Consider the following 22,077-nt stretch of genomic DNA (forward strand, 5'->3'; position numbering starts at 1 on the left):
AAGCTAGTGCCTGGCTCCGCCATTCCACCGGCCAACCTCTATCTTTGGCCTCTCCCACCTCACTCCCTGCGTATGCACCTGATTCTACTCCTGGGCGCCCTGCTGGCGGCTTACCTTATCGGCTCCATTCCCACAGCCCTTTGGGTGGGGCGGCGCTTTTTCGGGCTGGATATCCGGGAGCATGGCTCGGGCAACGCCGGTGCTACCAACACCTTTCGGGTGCTGGGCAAGCGGCCTGGCTCGGTGGTCATGGCCATTGACGTGCTGAAAGGCTGGGTAGCCACCTCCCTGGCCGGGCTGCTGGTGACCCAGGGCGCTTTGGCCCCCGAGAACCTGCTGTACGCTCAGCTGGGTTGCGGAGCCTTGGCCGTGGTCGGGCACATTTACCCCATCTGGGCGGGCTTCCGGGGCGGCAAGGGCGTAGCAACCGTGCTGGGCATGATGCTGGCCATAGCCCCGGCTACGGTGGGCGTGTGCATCCTGGTGTTCATCACCGTGCTGCTGGTGTCGCGCTACGTATCCCTGAGCAGCATGACGGCGGGCGTGGCGTTTGCGCTGCTGCAGCTGCTGCCCGCGTTCCGGCCCCAACACCCACTGCTTCTGTGGTTTGGCTTCGTGCTGGCGGCGCTGCTGATCTATACCCACCGGGCCAACATCGGCCGCCTGCGCGCCGGCACCGAAAGCCGGGTGCCCATGCCCTGGGATAAGAAGTAGGGTAGGATAGAAGCCCTGCCAGAAAATCTCCTCGGACCGACGGGCAGAAGAGAATTATCCTTCAATCAGGCGGTAGGCAGGTGGAAAGGAGAACTTCAACGGATGGGCTTCGTTCTGGGAGGCAACCAACGCCGGATACCTGTATCCCGGAGTGCTGGCATCCGTAGGCAATCTGCTACTTTTGCGCCCGTCCAAACCCTCCCACTATGTCCACCTACCTCGAAGAAAATAAAGACCGTTTCCTGAGTGAGCTGCTCGACTGGCTGCGCATTCCCAGCGTATCTGCCGACCCTAAATTCCACGGCGACGTGCTGCGCGCTGCCGAATACCTGAAACAGCGCTTCGAAGAGCTGGGCGTGGACAATGTGGAGCTGTGCCAGACGGCCGGCAACCCCATCGTGTACGGCGAGAAGCTCATCGACCCCAGCCTGCCCACGGTGCTCGTGTACGGTCACTACGACGTGCAGCCCGCCGACCCATACGAGCTCTGGGATTCGCCCCCGTTCGAGCCCGTCATCAAAGACGAGAAAATTTACGCCCGCGGCGCCTGCGACGACAAAGGCCAGGTGTACATGCACGTGAAGGCGTTTGAGCTCATGCAGCGCAGCCAGGGCGGCGTGCCCTGCAACGTGAAGTTTATGATTGAGGGCGAAGAGGAAATCGGCTCCAACAACCTCGCGCTGTTCGTGCGGGCCAACAAAGAAAAGCTCAAAGCCGATGTTATCCTGATTTCCGACACCGGCATCCTCAGCAACGACCAGCCCAGCATTGAAGTAGGCTTGCGTGGCTTGAGCTACCATGAGGTGGAAGTAACCGGCCCCAACCGCGACCTGCACTCCGGCCTCTACGGCGGCGCCGTGCCCAACCCCATCAACATCCTGTGCAAGATGATTGCCTCTTTGCACGATGAGAACAACGACATTACCATTCCCGGCTTCTACGATAAGGTAGCCGTGCTTTCGGCCGAAGAACGCGCCGAGCTGAACCGGGTGCCACATTCCGATGAGGAGTTCAAGCAAAGCATTGGCTTGAAGGATATTTACGGCGAGAAAGGCTACACGACTGTGGAGCGCATCGGCATCCGGCCCACGCTGGACGTAAACGGCATCTGGGGCGGCTACACGGGCGAGGGTGCCAAGACGGTTATTCCGTCCAAGGCCTTTGCCAAGATTTCCATGCGCCTGGTGCCGCACCAGACCTCCGAGGAAATCACCCAGCTTTTTCAGTCACACTTCGAGCGGATTGCTCCCGCTGGCGTGCACGTGCAGGTGCGCCCCCACCACGGCGGGGAGCCGGTGGTGACGCCCACCGATTCGGTAGCTTACCAGGCCGCCGCCAAGGCCCTGGAAACCACGTTCGGCAAGAAGCCCATCCCAACGCGCGGCGGCGGCTCCATTCCCATTGTAGCCATGTTTAAAACGGAGTTGGGCCTCGACTCGGTGCTGCTCGGCTTCGGCCTCGATTCGGATGCTATTCACTCCCCCAACGAGCACTACGGGGTTTTCAACTTCCTGAAGGGCATCGAAACCATCCCGCACTTCTTCCAGAACTACGTGGCGGCTAGCCGGAGTTAAGAAACCAGTAATCCTGCGCAAGAACGCCCCGTTAGCCAAATGGCCGGCGGGGCGTTTTTGCGTACGCTCTGCGCGCTGCTTATTTGCTGGGAATAAGGTAGCCTACTGAGGCCTGAAACACGGAGTTGCGAGCGTTGCGCACATCGGCGTCGCCGGTGTAGCCATCCTTAGCGAAATCGGTAAGGGAGCCGCTGTAGCGGACACCTATCAGGAAGCCCGCCGTGGACTGGTAGCCAAGCCCGGCCGCGTAGCCTATTTCGTTGCGGTTTACCTTATCGAGGTCTTCGGTGCCGGAATACTCCGCGTAGGTAGTGCCACCGTTGAAGCTACGCTTGGTGTCGTCTTTCACCTTCAGTAGGTAGCTATACTGGGGGCCAGCCTCGAAGAAGAAGCCATCAGCGTTGATTTTCAGCAGCACCGGCACATCAATGTAATTGTAGGTGCGCGTACCCTGATACTTTACCAGACCGAACAGTTCACTTTCATCGAACTTGAAGCCTTTCTGCGAGTACAGCACCTCGGGCTGCACCGAGAAGAACCCGTCGTCAGTGAAGCTTATATTAGCCATGACGCCACCGTGGCCGCCCCACTTGTTCTGAAAGCGGTTTTCATCGACTAAATCGCCAGAGAGGTTGGAGTAGTTGGCGCCGCCTTTAAATCCCAGGCGGATACTCTGAGCTTGCGCGGAAGAAGAAGCCAGGGCGCCGGCCACAAGAGCAGCGGCTACAAGCAAAGAAGTGTTTTTCATGGGTGCAACGGAGTTAGGTTAGAGAATTGATTGCACGATGCCGCCGCTAAAACGAAAAGCGTGCCAGCCTATTGCTGGGCTATCAGGAAGCGGCTGCTGAGGGGCGAAAGCGCCTGAGTGCGGGTTATCAGGGACAGCAGAACGCAAGAGGCCGGCTCCTCTGCAAGAAAAGCCGGCCCTTACCAATGCTGTTGACGCTTATTTGCCGCCGAACAGGTAGCCTACTGAGGCCTGGAATACGGAGTTGCGAGAATTGCGCAGGTCATTATCGGCATAGCCTTCTTTGGCAAAATCAGTAAAGGATCCATTGTAACGGATACCTAAGAAGACCCCTGCAGGAGCTTGATAGCCTAACCCTGCTGCGTATCCAATTTCGCTACGCTTTACATTATCTAGGTTAGTAGTTTGTTCAGTCTTGGTGAATGTACTCCCATTTACTGACCGCTCTGTCTCATCTTGAATTTTGAGCAAGTAACTGTATTGAGGCCCTGCTTCAAAAAAGAAACCATCAGCATTGATTTTCAGAAGCACCGGCACATCGATATAGTTGTAGTTGCGTTTGCCCTGGTACTTATACCTGTTGTTCCCAATAGTATATTCATTGTCGGCGTACTGGAAACCTTTTTGTGAGTAAAGTACTTCTGGTTGAACAGAGAAGAAGCCATCATCCGTTATACTAAAGTTTGCCAGCAAACCGCCATGAGCGCCAAACTTACTTTCATATCGGTCTTCTTCTACTAGGTCGCCGGCCAGGTTCGAGTAGTTAGCGCCGGCTTTTACACCCAGGCGTACGCCCTGAGCGTGGGCAGAAGTAGCAGAGAAAGCGGCAGCCGACAGCAGGGCAACGGCGAGGAGGGGAGTCTTTTTCATGGTGCAACAAAGGGGTTAGTGAAACATTGCACGAACTGCTCCAACAGGAGCGGTTTTTGGGCCTTAAACGGGCTATTCAGGAAAAGTGACGTACTCCGGCCAAAAAAAAGAGCAGGCCGCCGGACCTGCTCCATATGCAACCAAGATAACTGGCTGGCTACTTGCCTAGTTGCAGCAGATAGCCCACTTGCACTACAATGGCGTCGTTGTTGGTGATGGGCTTCCCTGGCAGGGCGTCCCGCTCAATCACGGTTTTAAAGCCCCGACTGTAGCGCAACCCCATCGTCAGCCCGCTGCGGTGCTGAAAACCCATGCCCCCAATGGCGCCAAAATCGAAGGCCTGCACGTCGCTCGTCGACGAAGCCGTAGAGTTTGTGGTGGTAGCCTCCCGGCCGTCGGCGAAGGTGCGGGTTGTTTCGGTTTCGGTTTGGCTGCCGATCAGGTAGCTCACTTGGGGACCCAGCTCAAAATATAGCCCGCCGTTGGTGTTCACGCGGAAGGCCAAAGGCAGCTCCAGGTAATTCAGGCGCCGCTTCACCAGCAGCACGCGCTGCGACTCGCCCGCTTCCAGGCCCGTGGTGGTTAGAGACGTGTTGGTCATACGGTAGCCTTTCCGGCTGAAGCTCAGCTCGGGCGCCACGGTAAATACGCCCGTGCTGCTTAGGGGAATGGTGCTGGCCAGGCTCACAAAGAAGTCGGGGCGCCGTCCATCGGTGCGGGTGCGGTAGTTTTCGCCGCCCAGCTGGTCCACATCGTTGCCGGTAAGACGGCTGAGCATCAGTCCGGTTTTCAGCCCCAGGCGGGGGCGGCCAGCATTCTGGGCCGAAGCCGTAAAGGAAAGCAGGAGCAGGGCGGCCGCCGCCGAGCCTTTGGCTGCTAAACGAAACAAGTCGGAAATCAACATACTATAGAAAAACAGGCGCTCCGGTAACCAGCCCGGTCGGGGTGGCCGCGCCATTCGGCTACAATGTTACGCCAAAGGTGGGAGTTGCGCGGCGGCATGATCTGCTTGAGGGAGCAATTTTGGCTTGGAGAGGTTGCACTGAGCGCGGTAACTAACGAAACCCGCAGTATTTTGGCGGCTATGATGCGTGTGACGTTGCGCCGGTACGCGGGGGTAGGATTGGTGATGGGGGCCCTGGCGCCACAAGTGGCGGCGGGGCAACAGCCCGCGCGGGCAGTGGTGGTGGGGGCCTATGCCCAGGGTGCTTTCATCATCGCGCACAGTCCCCGAGTAAAGCATCTCGTGCGGGCACACCCCACCGGCTTCGAGCTGAACCTGCAGCATCAGACGCGGGGTGAGCAGCCCTGGCATGCCTGCCACCGCTACCCGCGCGTGGGCCTGGCCCTGCTGTACTATGATTACCACACCACCACGCTGGGCCGCAGCTACGGGGCAGGCGTGTACCTGAGCAAATCCCTGTGGCGCACGGCCCGTCAGGAAGTAAACTTTCGGCTGGGCGGGGGCCTGGGGTGGTTCAGTCAGGCCTTCGACCAAAGCGCTAACCACAAAAATACCTTTGTCAGCTCCCGGCTGAACGCCTTGATCCTGACCCGCGTGGAGTATGACGTGGCCCTGACGAACCGACTGGGGCTGCTGGCCGGGCTGGGGCTGAACCATTATTCCAACGGCGCCACCACCAAGCCCAACCTGGGCATCAACATGCCTACGCTGGTGCTGGGTTTAAATGTGCACTCCCAGCGCCCTTTCCGGCCCCTGGACCAGCCGCCCGCGCCCGCGCCCGCCGAGCTAGGTAAGCTCTTCCTGAACCTGAGCACCAGCGTCGGGTACAAGCAGCGCAACGAAACCGACACCCGCAAATACTTGGTGAACTCCGTGACAGTGGCCGGGGGCAAGCGGCTGAACCGGAAAAGCAACCTCCTGGTAGGGGTAGAAGGCTTTTACGACCGGTCGTTGCGGGCGGAGCTGCGCGACACGGCCCGCCTGGACCGGCCGCTGCCCAATGTGAAAAAAGCCGGTGTATTTCTTGGGCACGAGCTGCTGTTCGGGCAGCTGGCCTTCAGCACCCACCTGGGGTTTTACCTGTACAATCCGTACAAATCCAACAAGTTCTACTACGAGCGAATCGGTCTGAAATATGCCTTTACGAACCATCTGTTCGGGGCCCTCGACTTGAAAGTGCACCGCGGTGCCGCCGACGTGCTGGAGTTCCGACTCGGGGCAAAGCTGTAAGACATCGGCGGGCAGGTTTCGCCTGCGCTTCAGTGACCACGATTGGCTGGCGGGCGGCCGGAAATGACGGTTCGGGAACAAATACCGGTAAGCAGCCCGGGGACACGCTTTCTTGCGCCCCTGCTGCTCACCCAATCCCGTCATTCTATGGAAACGTTGCTACTGCTCAACCGCTGGCTACACATTGCCGCGGGTTTTACCGGTTTTTTTGTGGCCCCCGTTGCCTTGCTGGTGCGCAAGGGTGGGGCCGCCCACCGGCTTTGGGGCCGGGTGTTTTTCTGGGCTATGGTGGTGGCCGGGAGTACGGCTATCCTATCGGCCAGCCTCCAGGGGCTAACCTTTTTGCTGCTCACGGGCGTGTTTAGCTTGTATTTGGCGCAGTTTGGCTACCGCTCCCTCTACCACAAGCGCATGGGGGCCGGGCAGCTCCCCACGCGCTACGACTGGCTGAGCGTGCTTGTGGGGCTGCTGATCTTCCTGGGCACCATTGGCTACGGTTTGCTGAGCCGCCCGTTCAACCCGGTGGCGCTGGTGTTCGGGGGCATCGGGCTGTTCACGACGGTGCGCCAGCTCCGAGGCTTCCGGCGAGAGGGAGCGTGGCCGGCGGGTCAGTGGCTGCGCAACCACATTTCGGGGTTTGTTGGCTCCTACATTGCCGCTGTTTCGGCATTTTCCGTCACCAGCCTTTCCTTCATCCCGTTTCCGCTCAACTTCCTCTGGCCTACGCTGGTGCTGGTGCCCCTCATGATCTGGCTGCAGCGCCGCTACGCGCCGGAAGGTAAAGCGGTGAAGTTGTGAGATGGTGAATTCCTCGTAGATCAGTTCGAGTAGTTCACTAAGAACGTCCTGCTTCGCTATACTCTGCCTGGTTTACTGCTGCACCAGCGCCTGGTTGATGCGCTTGATCAGGCTGGGGCCTTCGTAGATAAAGCCCGTGTACAGCTGCACGAGCGAAGCACCCGCCGTCAGCTTTTCCAGCGCATCATGGGGGGAGTGAATGCCGCCTACGCCGATAATAGGCAGCTTGCCCCTGCTGTGGTGGCTGAGGTAACGAATAACGTTGGTAGCGCGCTGCTGCAACGGCCTGCCACTCAAGCCGCCCGGACCCAGCCGCTCGACGTGCGAACGAGCAGTGCGCAGGCCTTCCCGGCTGATGGTGGTATTGGTGGCTACCAAGCCGGCCAGCTGCGTTTCGCGGGCAATGAGCAGGATGTCGTCGAGCTGTCCGTCGGTCAGGTCGGGGGCAATTTTGAGCAGCAGGGGACGGGGCTGGGGCAGGGCTTGGTTGCGGGTCTGCACCTGCTGGAGCAAATCGATAAGGGGCTCCCGCTCCTGCAGCTGGCGCAGGTTCGGCGTGTTCGGCGACGAAACGTTCACCACAAAATAGTCGACTTCGGCGTGCAGAGCCTCCACGCAGGCAATGTAGTCCTGGGCTGCCTGTTCGTTGGGCGTGTCCTTGTTCTTGCCGATGTTGCCCCCGATGATGAGTCCCCGGTCGCGACGCAGGTGGAGGCGGGCGGCGGCGGCGGCGGCACCTTCGTTATTAAATCCCATCCGGTTGATGAGGCCTTCGTCCTCGGGCAGCCGAAACAGGCGCGGGGTAGGGTTGCCGGGCTGGGGCCGCGGCGTAACGGTGCCAATTTCCACGAATCCGAAGCCCAGGGCGCCCAGCTCATCGGTCAGCACCGCGTTCTTGTCGAAGCCGGCAGCCAGGCCCACGGGGTTGCGGAACGGCAGGCCGAATACCTCACGCGCCAGCGCAGGGTGCTCAAAGTCGTAGAGCCGGCGCAGCAGGGCAGGGGTGCCCGGAAGGCGGTAGCCCCGCTTCAGGTTGTCGAACACCAGGTGGTGCGCCTTCTCGGCGTCGAAGCGGAACAGCAGGGGCTTAAGCAGAGTGTGGTACATGGCAGGGCGCAACAGGCCGGGCAAAAGTCTGAATAAAAATCCTGATGCAGGTAGCCAGGGTGCCGGGGCCTCAATTCAGGTAGCTACATATAATATTATTATTTTAAGATATTAAAAGGATTTTCCTAGATTTCAGCCCTTCGAATTCCTTACGCGGCTGCGCTGCCTATGGAAGCTGCGGTGCATTACCGCTTCACTTTAGCTAACCAGTCGGGGCCGCCGAAGGAGTTTGCCACTTCCATACTTTTCTTCACTCCAACCTCTTTCCGCTATGAAAAGAAACCTTTTCCTTCTCCTGATCTTCCTCACAAGCCTGACAACGGCCTCGGCCCGGGGGCTGTACTTTGCGCCTTGGGGCAACAACGCCAATGCCGGCACGAAAGCCGCTCCGTGGGCCAATTTCACCACCACCAACGACTGGAAAATTCGCCAGGGCGGCTACGATACCCTCTACTTCCTGGGCGGCACCTACGCCGCGCGGTTTGCGGGCTCTATTTCCCGCGCCGATGGGCAGCCCATGCGCCTGTGTGCCTACCCCGGTCAGGTACCCGTGCTGGATGGCACCACCTTGGGTCTGGGCCTGCAAACAGGCTTGCTCGATCTGTACGGGCCCACTAATATCAGCATCAGTGGGCTGCGGCTGCAAAACAGTGGCGGGCGGGGCATTGCCCTGCTAGATGCCCGCAACATCACCATCGATAACTGCACGGTGCGGGAAGTGCGCGAGCGGGCCATTGGCGGCAGCGGCGACGACGTACGCATCCTTAACTGCCAGGTAGACCGTGCCTGCCTGATGAACGAAAACCAACTCAACCCCGATGGCTCCATTCGTACGGGGGGCTGGCCCGTGGCGGTGGCGCCCTGGCGCTGGTCTGATGGTCGCCCCTCGGCCCGGTGGACGGTGCGTGGCACCACCATTGCCAACAGCTGGGGCGAGGGTCTGAGCGTGCAGGATACGGACGGCTCCGTAGTGGAAGGTAACGTGATTCGGAACGTGTTCAGCGTGGGTCTCTATGCAAACAACTGCCAGAACGCCCGCTTCGTGGGCAACCAAATCATCCTTACCGATACCCTGTACCGCCGCCGCGACACCCACCGCCTGCCCAACGGCATTGCCGTGGCCGTGGAGGGCCGCGTCACCAACCAGCCCGCCCGCGACCTGGTGTTTGCCAATAACTTAGTTGTAGGCGGCAGCACCAGCTTCAAGTACTGGCACAGCTACGCCCCCGGCGAAGCCCACAACAACGACCTGCCCTCCAACACCTACCAGAACCTCACCTTGGCCTACAACGTGTTTGTGCGGGCTGAAAACATGGCTGTGGTGATAGACGCGGTGCCGGCAGGCTTTACTGCTCCCAGTGGCAGCCAGTTCCGCAACAACGTAATCGACGGCTTGGGCACCCAGCCAGGGCTGCAGGTGGGTAACGCCAGCGCTTGGTCTTTCAGCCACAACGATTGGGTAGATGGCACTCCCACTACCGGTTCTCACCCCGCCAGCCTGGCCGTGGTCCCGCAATTCGTCAACCCCATCGGCAGCACGGCAGCCGACTTCCGACTAACAACTACGTCGCCATTGGGGTGGGCCGGCACGCCGCTCGGGGTCATCAATACTGATTTCTGGGGGACACTCCGCTCGGGCACGGCCCCCAGCATTGGCCTGCATGAAGCCCCGGCTGCGGCCGCCCCGGCTTTTGTGCTGGCTCGCTACAGCGCTACCGACGCTAAGCGCAGCGTGCAGCTCAGCTGGGCTACCAGCTCCGAAACGGGCTCCGCCTACTTTGTGGTGCAGCGCAGCTTCGACGGTGGCGCTACATTTAGTAAACTGGGGCAGGTAACGGCCGCCGGCACCAGTACCACACTCACCAGCTACGCCTTTACCGATAAAACAACCCGCCAGGATGGCTACTACCGCCTGCAAATGGTGGATGCTGGTGGCAAAAGCACGTTTTCTCCCGTCTGGACGCTGAACGGCTGCCTTTGCCCACCCGACCCTACCCGGCAGGCGGTGCAACCATCGGGCGTGTACCCGGTGCCTGTAGCGGCGGCCGGCTACCTACACCTGGCAGTGCCCGCCACCGAAGCCTACCTCTACAACGCGCAGGGGCGGGTAATACGGCTGCTCGCTACCCCCGCGGGCTGGCAGTTGCCGACTAGCGTAGCCGAAGGACCCTACTGGCTGCGCGCCCGCACGGCCAGCGGCTGGCAGCGCCACCAAATAGTAGTGGCCCGGTAATTTGACCTGACATACTACCACGCAAAAAGCCCCTTTCTCAGCCTGAGAAAGGGGCTTTTTGGTACAGCTAAGTGGCTTAGCCAGCCCAGCCTTCCCGGTCAAGGCTGCGGTACTGAATAGCTTCTGCCAAGTGCTGAATCTCGATTTCGGGAGTACCCGCCAGGTCGGCGATGGTGCGGGCTACTTTCAGGATCCGGTCGTAGGCCCGGGCCGATAAGCCTAGCCGCTCCATGGCCGTTTTCAGCAGCGTGAGCCCCGCTTGGTCGATGCGGCATACGTCCTTTACCATCTGTGAAGGCATCATGGCGTTGGAGTGGATATCCGGAAACGCCTGAAACCGCTCCGCCTGCCGCTGCCGGGCTTCCGTCACGCGCTGCTGAATAGTGCGGCTATCTTCGGAGCGGCGCGTTTCCGTCATCTGGTCAAACGTCACGGGCGTTACTTCCACGTGTAGGTCAATGCGGTCCAGCAGCGGGCCACTCACCTTGTTGAGGTAGCGCTGCACCACGCCCGGGCCGCACACGCACTCCTTCTCGGGGTGGTTGTAGTAGCCGCAGGGGCAGGGGTTCATGCTGGCAATGAGCATGAAGTTAGCCGGGAAATCAATGCTGACCTTAGCCCGGGAAATGGTTACGCGGCGCTCTTCCAGGGGCTGGCGCATTACCTCCAGCACCGTGCGCTTGAACTCGGGCAGCTCATCCAGAAACAGCACCCCGTTGTGCGCCAGGGAGATTTCGCCGGGCTGGGGGTTGCCGCCCCCGCCTACCAGGGCCACGTCGGAAATGGTATGGTGGGGGCTGCGGAAAGGGCGCGTGTTCAGCAAGGAAGCATTGGCGCCCAGCTTGCCGGCTACGGAATGTATCTTGGTAGTTTCCAGAGCCTCCTGCATGTTCAGCGGGGGAAGGATGCTGGGCAGGCGCTTGGCCAGCATGGTCTTGCCCGCGCCGGGTGGCCCAATCATAATCACGTTGTGTCCACCCGCCGCCGCTATTTCCAGGGCCCGCTTGATGTTTTCCTGGCCCTGCACATCGGCAAAGTCGGCGGCGTACTGATTGGCCGTGTGCTGAAACACGTCCCGCGTATCAACCACCACTGGCTCAATAGCCTGGCGGCCTTCCAGGAAATCAACGGCTTCCTGCATGGAGCTTACCGGAATAATATCCAGGTTGTTGACGATGGCCGCCTCCTGGGCATTTTCCCGCGGCAGAATAAAGCCCTTGAAGCCTTCCTTGCGCGCTTGAATGGCAATGGGCAGCACGCCTTTAATGGGCCGTAGCTCCCCATCCAGGGCCAGCTCCCCCATGATGATGTACTCCGAAAGCCGCTCGGTGGTAAGCTGCTGGGAAGCATGCAGAATACCCAGAGCAATGGGCAGATCATACGAAGACCCTTCCTTGCGAATGTCGGCGGGGGCCATGTTTACTACCACCTTCGTGCGGGGCATGCGGTAGCCCCGAAACTTGAGGGCGGCCTCTACCCGCTGCTGACTTTCTTTAATAGCATTATCGGGCAGGCCCACCACGAAAAAGCTGGTGCCCTGCGAAACGACTACTTCAATGGTAATGGTATAGGCGTTAACTCCTTGCACGGCCGAGCCGAAGGTTTTGGTAAGCATAGGAAAGAGTATAAATGAGGCGCAGGGAAGATACGTAACGGCCCAAATAAAACGGTAACCCAGAGCAATGCGAAGGCCCTGCACCCGAAAGATATTGGACGCGCTAACGGCGTTTTCTTTCGGGTGCAGGGCCTTCGCGCTACGTGGTATACCAGGGAGAAGCTACGCCTCTACCAGCTGCTCAATGAGCATAATCAGGATGTGGATAGCCTTGATATGGATTTCCTGAATCCGGTCGGCGTAGCCCGCGTGTGGGGCGCGAATTTCCACGTCGCTGATAGCGGCCAGCTGGCCGCCGTCCTTGCCCGTGAGGCTCACTACGCGCATACCGGCTTCGCGGGCGGCCTGGGCGGCCAGCAAAACATTGGGGGAGTTGCCGCTGGTGCTGATGGCCAGCAGTACGTCGCCGGGGCGGCCCAGGGCTTCTACAAAGCGGCTGAACACGTGGTCGTAGCCAAAGTCGTTGGCCACGCAGCTCATGTGGGAAGCCTCGGTGAGGGCAATGGCGGCCAGGGCGCGGCGGTTCTGGCGGTAGCGGCCGGTGAGCTCTTCGGCAAAGTGCTGGGCGTCGCAGAGGGAGCCGCCGTTGCCGCAGGTCAGAATTTTGCCGCCCGCGGAGAGGGCCGCGGCCATCAGGCGGGCAGCCTGCTCAATGGCCGCCAGGCTGGCGGGATCTTGCACAAAACGGTCGAGGACGGCTTGCGCCTCCGTCAGCTCAGCGCGGATAAGGGTAGTTAGCGAGGTAGTCACGCCGCAAAGTTACCGCAACGGCGGTTGTGGTGAGCCAGGCTTGTTGGGCGGAATAATGGAGTTAGGCTGGTCGATGGGAGCATTCGACAAACTGGGGTCCGACTGCGGGAAAACGGGCCGGCTGGGCTCAGGGGTCGGGTCGGGGTAGGTAGTCGTGCCGGGCACAGTGCCGGGGCGCTGCTGAAACTCCCGCTCCCGCAGCTCCATTTGCTGGTCGTAGAGGCGGGCCTTCAGCTCGTTGATCTTGCCCTCGTGCAGGCTGATGTTGCGGCGCAGCAGGGTGCTGTCCAGGTTTTCGGTAATAAGCTGCAGGGCCAGCAATACTACGGCCGTAACCAGCAGCCCGAAGTACAGAGATTCGTAGGAGCCGGCCATGCTGGCGAAGCTGCTGCGCACCGAGGGTACGAGCAAGACCAGCAGCGCCAGCAGCACAAATACCATTACCAGAATGGTCACCAAACGTTTCAGAGCAAGCATGGGAGAGGTCAGGCTGAGATGAAAAAATTAGCCGTAGTACGTGCCAGGCTACGGTAGAGGCTAAATATAGAGAAGATTAGATGAGCAGGAGGCTATACGGCAAATTGCCACCAACGATTGTAGTATGCCGCAACCAACCAGGCGCGCTGCCTTCCGTCGCCTTACTGTAGAGGGTTGGGGCTGGTTTGCAGCAAACTCAGACGTTTGTACAGGCCGTTTTCGTTGCGCAGCAGCTCCTCGTGCGTGCCCCGCTCCACAATGCGGCCGTGCTGCAGCACCACAATCTCGTCGGCGTGCTGCACGGTGCTCAGGCGGTGAGCAATAACCAACGAGGTCCGGCTTTGCATCAGGCGCATCAGGGCTTCCTGCACCAGCTTTTCGCTTTCCGTGTCGAGGGCCGAAGTGGCTTCGTCGAGAATAAGAATGGGCGGGTTGCGCAGCACAGCCCGGGCAATGCTCAGGCGCTGGCGCTGCCCGCCGGAAAGGCGGGCCCCCCGGTCGCCAATCAGGGTTTGGTAGCCCTCGGGCGTGGCCGTGATGAAGTCGTGGGCATTGGCAATCTGGGCCGCCCGCACCACTTCTTCCTCCGTGGCATCGGTCTGGTTGAAGCGGATGTTGTTGAATATCGTGTCGTTGAACAGAATGCTTTCCTGGGTTACAATGCCCATCTGGTCGCGCACGGAGTGGATAGTGGCCCCACGCAGGTCGTGGCCGTCGATGAGAATCTGGCCGGCGGTCGGGTCGTAGAAGCGCGGCACCAGGTCGGCCAAGGTGCTTTTGCCGCCCCCGCTGGGGCCCACCAGCGCCACCGTTTTGCCTTTTTCGATGGTCAGGTTGATATCGTGCAGCACCACGTTGTCGCCGTAGCTGAACTGCAGGTTGCGCAGCTCAATCTGGTGCTGAAAGGGTGGCAATACCTGCGCGTCGGGCGTGTCGCGCACGGTGGGCTCTACGTCGATAATGCTCAGCACCCGCTCGCCGGCTACCAGTCCGCGCTGGATATTGCCGAAGGATGCCGACAGGGACTTGGCAGGCGTGAGCACCTGCGAGAACATGATGATATAGGCAATGAAGGAGGCCGCCTGCAGGTCGGAGTTTCCCCCCAGGATAAGGGTGCCCCCGAAGTACAGCAACCCGGCCACTACCAGTACCCCAGCAAACTCAGAAAAAGGGGAGGCCAGGTCCCGGATGTTGTCGATCCGCCGGGAGGCCTGGGCATACTGGTCGTTTTGCTGCTCAAACTTCTCCTTGATGTATTCCTGGGCATTGAAGGCCTTAATTACCCGCATGCCGCCCAGCGTCTCATCAATCACGGAGAGCATGGAGCCCAGGGTGCTTTGGCTGGTTTTGGCCTGGTTGCGCAGGCGTTTGGCCAGGCCCGCAATTATGCCGCCCGACAGCGGCAGCAAGATCAGCGTAAACAGCGTGAGCTTCACCGACATGTAAAACAGTACCACGAAGTAGCCTACAATGGTCAGCGGGTCGCGCACCACGGCCTGCAACGTATTCACCACCGAAATTTCCACTTCCTGCACGTCGTTGGTAAAGCGCGACATCAGGTCGCCCTTGCGCTCGGTGGCAAAGAAGCCCAGCTGGAGCTGAATGACGCGGTTGTAAAGCGTCCGGCGCATGTTGCGGATAACCCGGGCGCGCACCCGGGCGGCTATGCGCAAACTCAGGTAGCGGAACACATTGCTGAAAAACACCGAGGTAATCAGCACCAGGCACACAAACAGCAAAGCGCCGAGCTTGCCGTGCTGGGCAATGATCTGGGCAAAGAAGTAGTTGAAGGTGCCCGTAACGTAGTCGAGGGTGGGGGCAAAAGCGGGGAGGTGCTCCGGTACCGCCAGCTTGCTGGTGGTTTCAAACAGCACATTCAGCATGGGAATCACCAGGGCCAGGTTGCCTATGCCGAAGAAGATGCCCAGAATGGTATACAGCAGGTACAGCGGCAGAAAATCGGCCCAGGGGCGGGCAAACTGCAGAATGCGGAGGTAAGTCTTCATAAGGAAGCAGCAAAGGTACCGGCATTTGCCGGGAAGGCAGGCAACCAATTCGACTCCGAAGCCGAGAAGGTAACAGAAGCCCGTTACCCGGGTACACGCCTTTCTCCTCCCTGTACTGTATGGAACGTAAAGAATTTATTCAGCTTTTCGGCCTGGGCGCCGTGGCGCTGCTGAGTGGGGGCTGCCTGGGCGGCTGCTCCAGCGACAAAGAAGACGTAACGCCCGGGCCAGGTACCACTCCGGGCCCCACCAAAATCGACTTCACCCTGGACCTCAGCGCGGCCGCCAACGCGGCCTTGCAGGATCCCGCCATCGGGTACGTGTACGGGGCCGATGGGCAGGTGATTGTGGCCAAGACCACCGCCGACACCTACCTGGCGGTGCAGGCACCCTGCACCCATCAGGGTACGCCCGTAGCATTTTTCCCGGCCCAGAATTTATTTATCTGCCCCAACCACGGCTCGGCCTTCAAGCCTGACGGCACCGTTTCGAACGGACCAGCGGCCCGGGCCCTGACCAAGTATACCGTGACCCAAACGGGCAACACCCTGCGTGTGACCAGCTAGGCCCCCGTGAGCTAAAGAGGCCCCGACTGCTATAGCCGGGGCCTCTTTTTGGTAGTAAGTCAGCCTTGACGCGGGCTATTCCGGCTTGAAAATGCTGACGATTTCGATGCGGCCCTGGATATGCTGGTTGAACTCGACCAACTCCTCCGCAGGCACCCACAACTCGTCGTGTTGCCGGTCGCCTACGTTTTGGACGGGGAACAGGGCCGCGTAATCAGCATCAAGAGCAAAGCGCAGCACGTAGCCTACGCCGTAGTACGGCACGTTCCAGTCGCGGGCAATCTGCGCGGCGTACGCTTCATTCAGCACCGGGTAGAAGATGGGCTGCTCGGGCAAGCGCGGCGGAAACTCCTGCCAGCCGGAGGCCGCAATCAGGTCCAGCTCCTGCTGGTTGACGGGGCGGTACAGCAAAATGGTGGCTGGGTCGTGGCGCACGGGAGCAGTGGCTTAAAACTCATGAACGCGCTGCGCGATGTTCCAGCGCAAGCTCAGGGCCGAGTAGGCTTCGTTGCCTTCGAGGGCGGTGGGCTGGGCAGAGGAGCGGTTACGCACAATCTGGGTTACATCCAGCCAGAGGTTGTGGCGTACCTGGTAGGTGGCCGTCAGGTCGCCATGAAACAGGCGGGAACGGTTGCCGCTGCCCACCGAAAAGCCATATTCGCCGGGGCGGGTGAGGTAGGAGTTCAGCACATTGCCGCCGTAGTTGATGTACCCGGTGTAAGGCGGAAAATCCAGGCTCACTTGCCGGTCGAGGCCCTGCTCGGAGTAGAAGGCCTTGCCTACGATGTTCAGGCGCGGCAGGGGCTGGTAGCTCACCACGCCCAATATTTCCCAGAGGTTGGCCCCCATGGGGTGGGCCAGGGGCTGGTCGTAGTGCTGGTAGTTGCGGAACTTGTCGTCGTGCTGGTAGGTGAAGGGCCGGATGTAGTTGAACTCAGCCTGTAGATCGAGGTTGCGGATACCGGCCGCGTCAATGTATTTGGCTCCTAACTGGAAGGCCTGCTTGTTGCCCCACCAGCCTTTACCGGCACGTATTTCACTGATCTTGAATTCATCCAGCATCACCTGCCCATAAAGCTGGGCCGTATGGAAGAGGTTCCACTTGAAGTCCAGGCCCAGCAGGGCGTTGTCGTTGGAGCCCAGTTGCTGCTCTACGCTACGGTAGAAGATAATTGGGTTCAGGTACTGGAGCTCGAAGCGCCCCTTGCCCCGCGAAAACACCACCGACTCAAACACGCCAATGTTGAAGTTAGGCGTCACGTCGAGGCTCAGGTGGTGAAGGGCGAAGTACTTCTTCTGGTAAATGGTGTCGGCATTGGCCTTATCAGCCGTCATTTCCGCAAACAGGTTCTGGTAGTTGAACTTCCAGATGCGGGTGTTCAGCTTCAGGTAGAAATACGGAGCCGCGTAGTCCGACAAAATCAGGGAGCGGTAGCCGTTACCGATGAAGTTCCGGTCGTGGCCCAGTTGCACGTTGATGTGCTTGGAAGCGGCGTAGGTTACGTAGCCCCGCGCCGAGAGGAAATCGTACTGTCCGGGCTTATCCTTAAAGCGTTTCCAGTAGCCTTCATGCGGCACAATATTGTCGCGCAAAATGCGCTGGCGCACGTATTCCGGCACGGCCATCTGGTTGTCGGCCAGGAACGTGTAAAAGCCCAGCTTCTCGTCGATGGTACCTTCTACCTGCACACCGCGGGTATTGATGTAGCGTAGCCCATCGATGTCAGTATCCCGGCCAGCCTGCAACCCCAGCACGGGGTTTATGCGCAGGGTGAAATCGGGTGTTTCTACGGCCAGCAGATCAGAGGGCCGTTTGTAGAAGTGTTTGAGAATAGGCTGACGGCTTTCGTTCAGGCCGGAATCCTGGCGGGTATAGGCCCAGTTGTCGCGAAGCAGGTAGCGCAGGTTAAACCGGTCGGCGCGGGAAAGGCCCGCGGCGCTGTCGCGCAGCATCCGCTCGGCCAGGCGGGCCACCACGGCGCGCGGGTAGGGGCGCACAGCCGTGTGCGGGTCGTGCAGGGAGTCGGCCCCGAGCTTAAGGGAGTAGCGGTCAATGAGCCGATATACATCGGCATCGAGTGGCACGTAGGTGGAGCCCTGGCGGCCGTCATAGCCGGCAGCGGGCGTCAGCCCCGGCCCGGTCTCGTGGGTAGTAGACCGGGTAGCGGCCCGCTCCGTTCGGCGGTCGGGCGCAGGCGGGTCGGAGTATATTTTCCAGGGCGAAGCCGCCGGCGCGGTGCCCGATGCGGGGGTGCCGGGAGCCGTGCTGGTCGAGTCGGTCTGAGCCGTGCCCGGCCGAGCGAGCAGGGTTCCAAGCGCGAGAAGGAGGAGCGGTTTTTTCATAGGTAGCAGAGCCCCTTACGCAAAACGGGCGAACAGGTCGGTAAACCTACGTACTTGGCGCGAATACCGGCGTACCCGCTGTGCCCCGGAGCCAGTACCTTTGCCGGGTGCCGCGCCTGCTTCGCTACCGAGAACTGGATTTAACCGCCTGGGATGCCTGCGTGGCCTCGGCCCGGGAAGGGCTGCCCTATGCCTGCTCCTGGTGGTTGCACGCCACGGCCGGCCGCTGGGATGCGCTAGTGGAAATAGAGGCCCACACCGGCCGCTACTTAGCTGTGTGGCCCCTGCCCGTGAAATGGCGTCCCTGGGGGCAGGAAGTATATCAGCCGTTGTTTACCCAACAGTTGGGCGCTTATAGCCTCGCGGAAGAAGCCGGACAGTTGTCTAGCCTATCGATGTTAGCTATGGATAGGTTGACGCCTCGGTATACCCGGTTCTACGCCCAACTCAACGACGCCAACAAATACCCGACGCAGCTGCTGCTAGGCCACGTGGGAAAGCCTTCTGTGCTGGTCGAGCACCGCCAGACGTACCATCTGCCGCTGGAAGCGCCCTACGACGTGCTGCGCGCCACCTATGCCGCCGACTACCGCCGCCGCCTGCGCCAGCACGAAAATGCCAGTGCGCCATTAGCAATAGCCGACACGGCCGACGCGGAGGCGCTGCTGCAGCTTTTTCAGCAAACCAAAGGGCCGGAAGCCGGCCTGAAGCCCCGCCACTACCGGACGTTGCGGCGGCTTATCATTGCCCTACGGCAGCGCAACCTGCTGGAAGTGTACGAGGCGCGCCAGCCAGGCACGGGCGCGTTGCTGGCCGGGGCGTTGTTTGTGCGCTACCGTCAGCGGCTGATTTATTTATTTGCAGCCGCTTCTGCGGAAGGTAAAAAGGCTGCGGCTCCGTTAGTATTGCTGGACGCTGCCATTCGGCGGCACGCGGGTACGCCCGGGCTCATCCTCGATTTTGAGGGCAGTATGATACCGTCAATTGCTCGTTTTTTCGCCAATTTCGGGGCCACGCCCGTATGCTACGCGGCCCTTTCTTTCACTCAACGTCCCTGGTATCTGCAATGGATGCGCTAACGCCCCCCGCTATTTCCGAACGTGTACACGTGGTATGCGCCGAGCCCTCCGTGGCGAATCACTTTCTGGCGGAGCTGCGCGACGTAGAAAAGCAGCGCGACTCCCTGCGGTTCCGGCGCAACCTGCAGCGTCTGGGCGAAATCATTGCCTACCGCATCAGCTCCCAGCTGAGCTATACGCACCAGACGGTGGCTACCCCGCTGGGGCAGTCTACGGGCATGCTGCTGCAGGATTTTCCGGTGCTGGCTACCATTCTGCGGGCTGGCCTGCCGTTTCATCAGGGCTTCCTGAATTATTTCGACCAGTCGCCCTCAGCCTTTGCCGCTGCCTACCGCATTGAGGGCACGGCCCAGGTGCAGGTCCAAGTCGATTACCTGTCGGCCCCGAGCCTGGATGAGCGGGTACTAATTCTGGCCGACCCCATGCTGGCCTCGGGCAAGTCCCTGGTGCAAACGTACCGGGCCATGCTGCGCTTTGGTACGCCCCGGCAGGTGCACATAGCCGCCGTCATTGCCAGCCCGGAAGGGGTGGCCTACATCACCCGCGAAATTCCGGAAGCCACGCTTTGGGTAGCCGCCATCGATGAAGGCCTGAATGCCCAGGCATACATTGTGCCCGGCCTGGGTGATGCCGGCGACTTATCCTACGGCAGCAAGCTGTAGGCGCGCCTGCCAGCCACGCCTGATACTTTGCCCTACGCTAGCCGACCCCGTTGCCGAATCTGCTTGCCTGCTAACACCTCCTGCTTCATTTCTATTCGCTGCCTACGCTGTGCTGCCCGAGCTGCTTAAATACATTTCTGTTTTCGTTATCAGCATGTTCAAGTTCGTGGCTGGGCCAGTGGCGGGCGTAGCGGCGGGCGTGCCGGCGGGGCTTACGTGGGGCCTCACGGTGGCCGGCATGATGACGACGGTCCTGCTGATTTCGGGCGTGGGAAAGGCCTGGGCGCTGCACCTGCGGCGCAAGCGGGAGGAGAAAGGCAAGCCGTTGTTTAGCCGCCGCAGCCGCCGCATCGTGGGCATTTACCGCCGTTTCGGGATGGTGGGCATTGCCTTTCTCACCCCCATCCTGTTTAGTCCCATCGGTGGAACTGTTATTGCCACGCAGTTGCACGTGCCCCGTTGGCGCATCCTGGTGCACATGCTGTGGAGCGCCGCTCTCTGGGGAGGTGCCATCACGCTGCTAGCCGTACGCTTCAGCCATCTGCCCATCTTTCAGCACTAACCGACAGACTCAAGCGGATTTTTTGGATTGCACGGATTTCGTGGATGGGTGTCGTTCAGCAAGGAAGCCGCTTACCATGTGCGTCTTCCATGTTCTATGTCATCTTGAGCACAGCGAAGGACCTTATTACGTTGGAATAACTCCGTTCAGGATGACAGCTCCGAAAACAAAAACGCCCCGCTGCATGCGAGGCGTTTTTGCTGATAAGCGAATTGTCTACGAAATCCGTGCAATCCGAAAAATCCGCGCGAATCCGTGGTTTACTTTTTGCGCCGGTGCTCGGCGCGGCCATGAGCTGCGCGGGCAGCTTTGGCGGCTGGAGAAGAGGACTTGCCTTTGGATGGATTCACCTTGCTGCCTTTCTGGCTCCGATTGGGTCGGGCTTCGTAGGTGCGTCCGGTTCGCTTATCAATGGTTTCGCCGGGCTTCACCCACTCTTTACGGTCGTGGAAAGCGCCCTGGTAATTGGGGTCCTCGCGCTTGCGCCGCTCGTCCATTTCGCGGTTCATTGTTTGCTGCTCCTCGAAGGGGGTTTCCACTACCTGCACCTCCGGCGGCAGCGGCAGCAGCGGAATGGGCTGCCGGATCAATTCCTCGATGCGCTTGATGTGGTGCATCTCGGCCTCGTTGGCAAAGGTGATGGCCGCGCCCGTGTGCTGAGCCCGGCCCGTGCGCCCAATGCGGTGCACGTAGTCGTCGTACACCAAGGGTACATCGAAGTTGATGACGTGACTTACCTGGGGCACATCGATGCCTCGGGCGGCTACGTCGGTAGCTACCAAAAAGCGTACTTCCCCTTCCTTAAAGGCCTCCATGGCGTTGATGCGCACGTTCTGGCCTTTGTTGCCGTGAATAGCCCGCACCTCGCCGTGGGCTTTGCGCTTGAGGAAGCTGGCCACATTTTCGGCGTTTTCCTTGGTGCGCGTAAAAATCATGACGCGGTGAAAGGTGTCCCAGTCCAGGAACAAGTATTCCAGCAGATTAATCTTGGTGACGAGGTTAGGCACCTCATATAGCTCCTGGCTCACGTTCTGGGCCGAGGTAGCGGCGGGCGTCACCTCCACCCGAATCGGGAATTCCAGGAACTCCCCGCTCAGCTCCGTGACCTTATCCGGCATGGTGGCTGAAAACAGCACGTTCTGGCGCTTACGCGGAATAACTTCCAGAATGCGCCGGATCTGGGGCATAAAGCCCATGTCCATCATCTTATCGGCCTCATCCAGCACGAGGGTTTTCAGCTCTTTCAGCACCAAGTCGCCTTTGAGGTACAGCTCCATGAGGCGGCCGGGCGTGGCAATGAGAATATCTACGCCCTTGGCAATGGTTTCAATCTGCGTCTTGGGCCCCAGACCGCCGTAGATAGCAAAAATGCGCAGGTCGGTGTAGGTAGCCAGGCGCTGCAGGTGGTTTTCCAGCTGCATAGCCAGCTCCCGGGTGGGGGCCAGAATGAGGGCGCGGGGGTGCGTGCCCTGAGCATACTTCACCTTCATCAGCAGGGGCAGGCCAAAAGCTGCCGTTTTGCCCGTGCCGGTTTGGGCAATGCCCAGCACGTCGTGGCCCGCCAGCAGCAGCGGAATAGTTTGCGCCTGCACGGGGGTGGGCTCGGTAAAACCGGCTTCGGCCACGGCCGTCAGCAGCTGTTTGTTCAGCTTGAAATCGGCAAAGGTGGCGGTGGGCGTGGGCTCAGACATGGTACTCGGCAGCTTGATGAAAGGACAAAGGTACGGGGAATACGGGCGGTACCGCGCATTTCGGGCTTCGTGGCGGCACTCAGGTGGT

The 22,077-nt window shown here is 60.2% G+C and carries 20 protein-coding genes; 9 read left to right on the forward strand and 11 right to left on the reverse strand.

The genetic code is table 11. From position 1 onward, the window contains the following. The first annotated feature begins 72 nt into the window (after positions 1–72). Entirely contained in the window at positions 73–714 is a 642-nt protein-coding gene (plsY, locus tag FY528_RS16265; protein WP_149072081.1) for a glycerol-3-phosphate 1-O-acyltransferase PlsY, read from the forward strand. Between the two features lie 206 nt (positions 715–920). Then, positions 921–2,288, forward strand: coding sequence for a dipeptidase (locus FY528_RS16270; RefSeq protein ID WP_149072082.1), 1,368 nt, complete (start codon positions 921–923; stop codon positions 2,286–2,288). A 79-nt stretch (positions 2,289–2,367) separates the two neighbouring features. Here the strand turns inward: FY528_RS16270 and FY528_RS16275 are convergent, their stop codons facing one another. The 3 genes from FY528_RS16275 to FY528_RS16285 all read right to left on the reverse strand — a co-directional run bounded on the left by FY528_RS16275 (position 2,368) and on the right by FY528_RS16285 (position 4,810). Then, positions 2,368–3,036 carry a porin family protein gene (locus FY528_RS16275; RefSeq protein ID WP_149072083.1) on the reverse strand — a complete coding sequence of 223 codons (669 nt, stop codon included), beginning with the start codon at positions 3,034–3,036 and terminating at the stop codon, positions 2,368–2,370. A gap of 198 nt (positions 3,037–3,234) precedes the next feature. Next, complete coding sequence (locus FY528_RS16280; RefSeq protein WP_149072084.1) at positions 3,235–3,906, reverse strand: porin family protein; 672 nt, start codon at positions 3,904–3,906, stop codon at positions 3,235–3,237. A 157-nt stretch (positions 3,907–4,063) separates the two neighbouring features. Next, positions 4,064–4,810 carry a porin family protein gene (locus tag FY528_RS16285; protein WP_187632158.1) on the reverse strand — a complete coding sequence of 249 codons (747 nt, stop codon included), beginning with the start codon at positions 4,808–4,810 and terminating at the stop codon, positions 4,064–4,066. A 180-nt stretch (positions 4,811–4,990) separates the two neighbouring features. Here FY528_RS16285 and FY528_RS16290 point away from each other — a divergent pair, with 180 nt between their 5' ends. Both FY528_RS16290 and FY528_RS16295 read left to right on the forward strand, forming a co-directional pair. Beyond that, a complete protein-coding gene (locus FY528_RS16290) occupies positions 4,991–6,100 on the forward strand; it encodes an acyloxyacyl hydrolase (protein ID WP_149072086.1) in 1,110 nt (369 codons plus the stop codon). Between the two features lie 147 nt (positions 6,101–6,247). After that, positions 6,248–6,898, forward strand: coding sequence for a DUF2306 domain-containing protein (locus FY528_RS16295; protein ID WP_149072087.1), 651 nt, complete (start codon positions 6,248–6,250; stop codon positions 6,896–6,898). A 72-nt stretch (positions 6,899–6,970) separates the two neighbouring features. Here the strand turns inward: FY528_RS16295 and FY528_RS16300 are convergent, their stop codons facing one another. Then, entirely contained in the window at positions 6,971–8,005 is a 1,035-nt protein-coding gene (locus FY528_RS16300; RefSeq protein ID WP_149072088.1) for a quinone-dependent dihydroorotate dehydrogenase, read from the reverse strand. Positions 8,006–8,276: 271 nt separating this feature from the next. On the opposite strand from FY528_RS16300, the gene FY528_RS16305 reads away from it, so the two are divergent. Then, entirely contained in the window at positions 8,277–10,238 is a 1,962-nt protein-coding gene (locus FY528_RS16305) for a right-handed parallel beta-helix repeat-containing protein (RefSeq protein ID WP_149072089.1), read from the forward strand. Positions 10,239–10,314: 76 nt separating this feature from the next. Here the strand turns inward: FY528_RS16305 and FY528_RS16310 are convergent, their stop codons facing one another. From FY528_RS16310 to FY528_RS16325, 4 genes are all read right to left on the reverse strand, one after another. Next, positions 10,315–11,853, reverse strand: a complete 1,539-nt coding sequence (locus FY528_RS16310) for a YifB family Mg chelatase-like AAA ATPase (RefSeq protein WP_149072090.1) — start codon at positions 11,851–11,853, stop codon at positions 10,315–10,317. Positions 11,854–12,015: 162 nt separating this feature from the next. Further along, the gene (gene lpcA, locus FY528_RS16315; RefSeq protein ID WP_149072091.1) at positions 12,016–12,603 is read right to left on the reverse strand and encodes a D-sedoheptulose 7-phosphate isomerase; all 588 of its coding nucleotides are present in this window, start codon (positions 12,601–12,603) and stop codon (positions 12,016–12,018) included. A 9-nt stretch (positions 12,604–12,612) separates the two neighbouring features. Then, entirely contained in the window at positions 12,613–13,080 is a 468-nt protein-coding gene (locus FY528_RS16320; RefSeq protein ID WP_149072092.1) for a hypothetical protein, read from the reverse strand. A gap of 161 nt (positions 13,081–13,241) precedes the next feature. Continuing rightward, complete coding sequence (locus FY528_RS16325) at positions 13,242–15,086, reverse strand: ABC transporter ATP-binding protein (RefSeq protein WP_149072093.1); 1,845 nt, start codon at positions 15,084–15,086, stop codon at positions 13,242–13,244. A 119-nt stretch (positions 15,087–15,205) separates the two neighbouring features. Between FY528_RS16325 and FY528_RS16330 the strand changes: the two genes are divergently transcribed. Further along, positions 15,206–15,652 carry a QcrA and Rieske domain-containing protein gene (locus FY528_RS16330; RefSeq protein WP_149072094.1) on the forward strand — a complete coding sequence of 149 codons (447 nt, stop codon included), beginning with the start codon at positions 15,206–15,208 and terminating at the stop codon, positions 15,650–15,652. Between the two features lie 75 nt (positions 15,653–15,727). On the opposite strand, the gene FY528_RS16335 is transcribed toward FY528_RS16330, so the two are convergent. Next, a complete protein-coding gene (locus FY528_RS16335) occupies positions 15,728–16,087 on the reverse strand; it encodes an ADP-ribosylation/crystallin J1 (protein ID WP_149072095.1) in 360 nt (119 codons plus the stop codon). A 12-nt stretch (positions 16,088–16,099) separates the two neighbouring features. Further along, complete coding sequence (locus FY528_RS16340; protein ID WP_149072096.1) at positions 16,100–17,995, reverse strand: capsule assembly Wzi family protein; 1,896 nt, start codon at positions 17,993–17,995, stop codon at positions 16,100–16,102. A gap of 107 nt (positions 17,996–18,102) precedes the next feature. Here FY528_RS16340 and FY528_RS16345 point away from each other — a divergent pair, with 107 nt between their 5' ends. The 3 genes from FY528_RS16345 to FY528_RS16355 all read left to right on the forward strand — a co-directional run bounded on the left by FY528_RS16345 (position 18,103) and on the right by FY528_RS16355 (position 20,298). Then, positions 18,103–19,074, forward strand: coding sequence for a GNAT family N-acetyltransferase (locus FY528_RS16345; RefSeq protein WP_149072097.1), 972 nt, complete (start codon positions 18,103–18,105; stop codon positions 19,072–19,074). Then, the gene (gene upp, locus FY528_RS16350; RefSeq protein ID WP_149072098.1) at positions 19,062–19,736 is read left to right on the forward strand and encodes a uracil phosphoribosyltransferase; all 675 of its coding nucleotides are present in this window, start codon (positions 19,062–19,064) and stop codon (positions 19,734–19,736) included. Before FY528_RS16345 ends, upp begins: the two co-directional genes overlap by 13 nt. Positions 19,737–19,845: 109 nt before the next feature. Next, complete coding sequence (locus FY528_RS16355; protein ID WP_232066254.1) at positions 19,846–20,298, forward strand: hypothetical protein; 453 nt, start codon at positions 19,846–19,848, stop codon at positions 20,296–20,298. A 260-nt stretch (positions 20,299–20,558) separates the two neighbouring features. Here FY528_RS16355 and FY528_RS16360 read toward each other — a convergent pair whose 3' ends face one another. Next, positions 20,559–21,989, reverse strand: coding sequence for a DEAD/DEAH box helicase (locus FY528_RS16360; protein ID WP_149072099.1), 1,431 nt, complete (start codon positions 21,987–21,989; stop codon positions 20,559–20,561). Positions 21,990–22,077 lie beyond the last annotated feature (88 nt).

Source organism: Hymenobacter lutimineralis (genome assembly GCF_008271285.1).
GTDB lineage: Bacteria > Bacteroidota > Bacteroidia > Cytophagales > Hymenobacteraceae > Hymenobacter > Hymenobacter lutimineralis.

Excerpts from the sequence above, each read along its gene's own strand:
- FY528_RS16270 (WP_149072082.1), top strand. The coding sequence starts at position 921 with ATGTCCACCTACCTCGAAGAAAATAAAGACCGTTTCCTGAGTGAGCTG.
- upp (WP_149072098.1), top strand. The coding sequence starts at position 19,062 with ATGGATGCGCTAACGCCCCCCGCTATTTCCGAACGTGTACACGTGGTA.
- FY528_RS16295 (WP_149072087.1), top strand. The coding sequence starts at position 6,248 with ATGGAAACGTTGCTACTGCTCAACCGCTGGCTACACATTGCCGCGGGT.
- FY528_RS16285 (WP_187632158.1), bottom strand. The coding sequence starts at position 4,810 with ATGTTGATTTCCGACTTGTTTCGTTTAGCAGCCAAAGGCTCGGCGGCG.
- FY528_RS16290 (WP_149072086.1), top strand. The coding sequence starts at position 4,991 with ATGATGCGTGTGACGTTGCGCCGGTACGCGGGGGTAGGATTGGTGATG.
- FY528_RS16320 (WP_149072092.1), bottom strand. The coding sequence starts at position 13,080 with ATGCTTGCTCTGAAACGTTTGGTGACCATTCTGGTAATGGTATTTGTG.
- FY528_RS16305 (WP_149072089.1), top strand. The coding sequence starts at position 8,277 with ATGAAAAGAAACCTTTTCCTTCTCCTGATCTTCCTCACAAGCCTGACA.
- FY528_RS16330 (WP_149072094.1), top strand. The coding sequence starts at position 15,206 with ATGGAACGTAAAGAATTTATTCAGCTTTTCGGCCTGGGCGCCGTGGCG.
- FY528_RS16325 (WP_149072093.1), bottom strand. The coding sequence starts at position 15,086 with ATGAAGACTTACCTCCGCATTCTGCAGTTTGCCCGCCCCTGGGCCGAT.
- FY528_RS16280 (WP_149072084.1), bottom strand. The coding sequence starts at position 3,906 with ATGAAAAAGACTCCCCTCCTCGCCGTTGCCCTGCTGTCGGCTGCCGCT.
- FY528_RS16340 (WP_149072096.1), bottom strand. The coding sequence starts at position 17,995 with ATGAAAAAACCGCTCCTCCTTCTCGCGCTTGGAACCCTGCTCGCTCGG.
- FY528_RS16360 (WP_149072099.1), bottom strand. The coding sequence starts at position 21,989 with ATGTCTGAGCCCACGCCCACCGCCACCTTTGCCGATTTCAAGCTGAAC.
- plsY (WP_149072081.1), top strand. The coding sequence starts at position 73 with ATGCACCTGATTCTACTCCTGGGCGCCCTGCTGGCGGCTTACCTTATC.
- FY528_RS16310 (WP_149072090.1), bottom strand. The coding sequence starts at position 11,853 with ATGCTTACCAAAACCTTCGGCTCGGCCGTGCAAGGAGTTAACGCCTAT.
- FY528_RS16300 (WP_149072088.1), bottom strand. The coding sequence starts at position 8,005 with ATGTACCACACTCTGCTTAAGCCCCTGCTGTTCCGCTTCGACGCCGAG.
- FY528_RS16275 (WP_149072083.1), bottom strand. The coding sequence starts at position 3,036 with ATGAAAAACACTTCTTTGCTTGTAGCCGCTGCTCTTGTGGCCGGCGCC.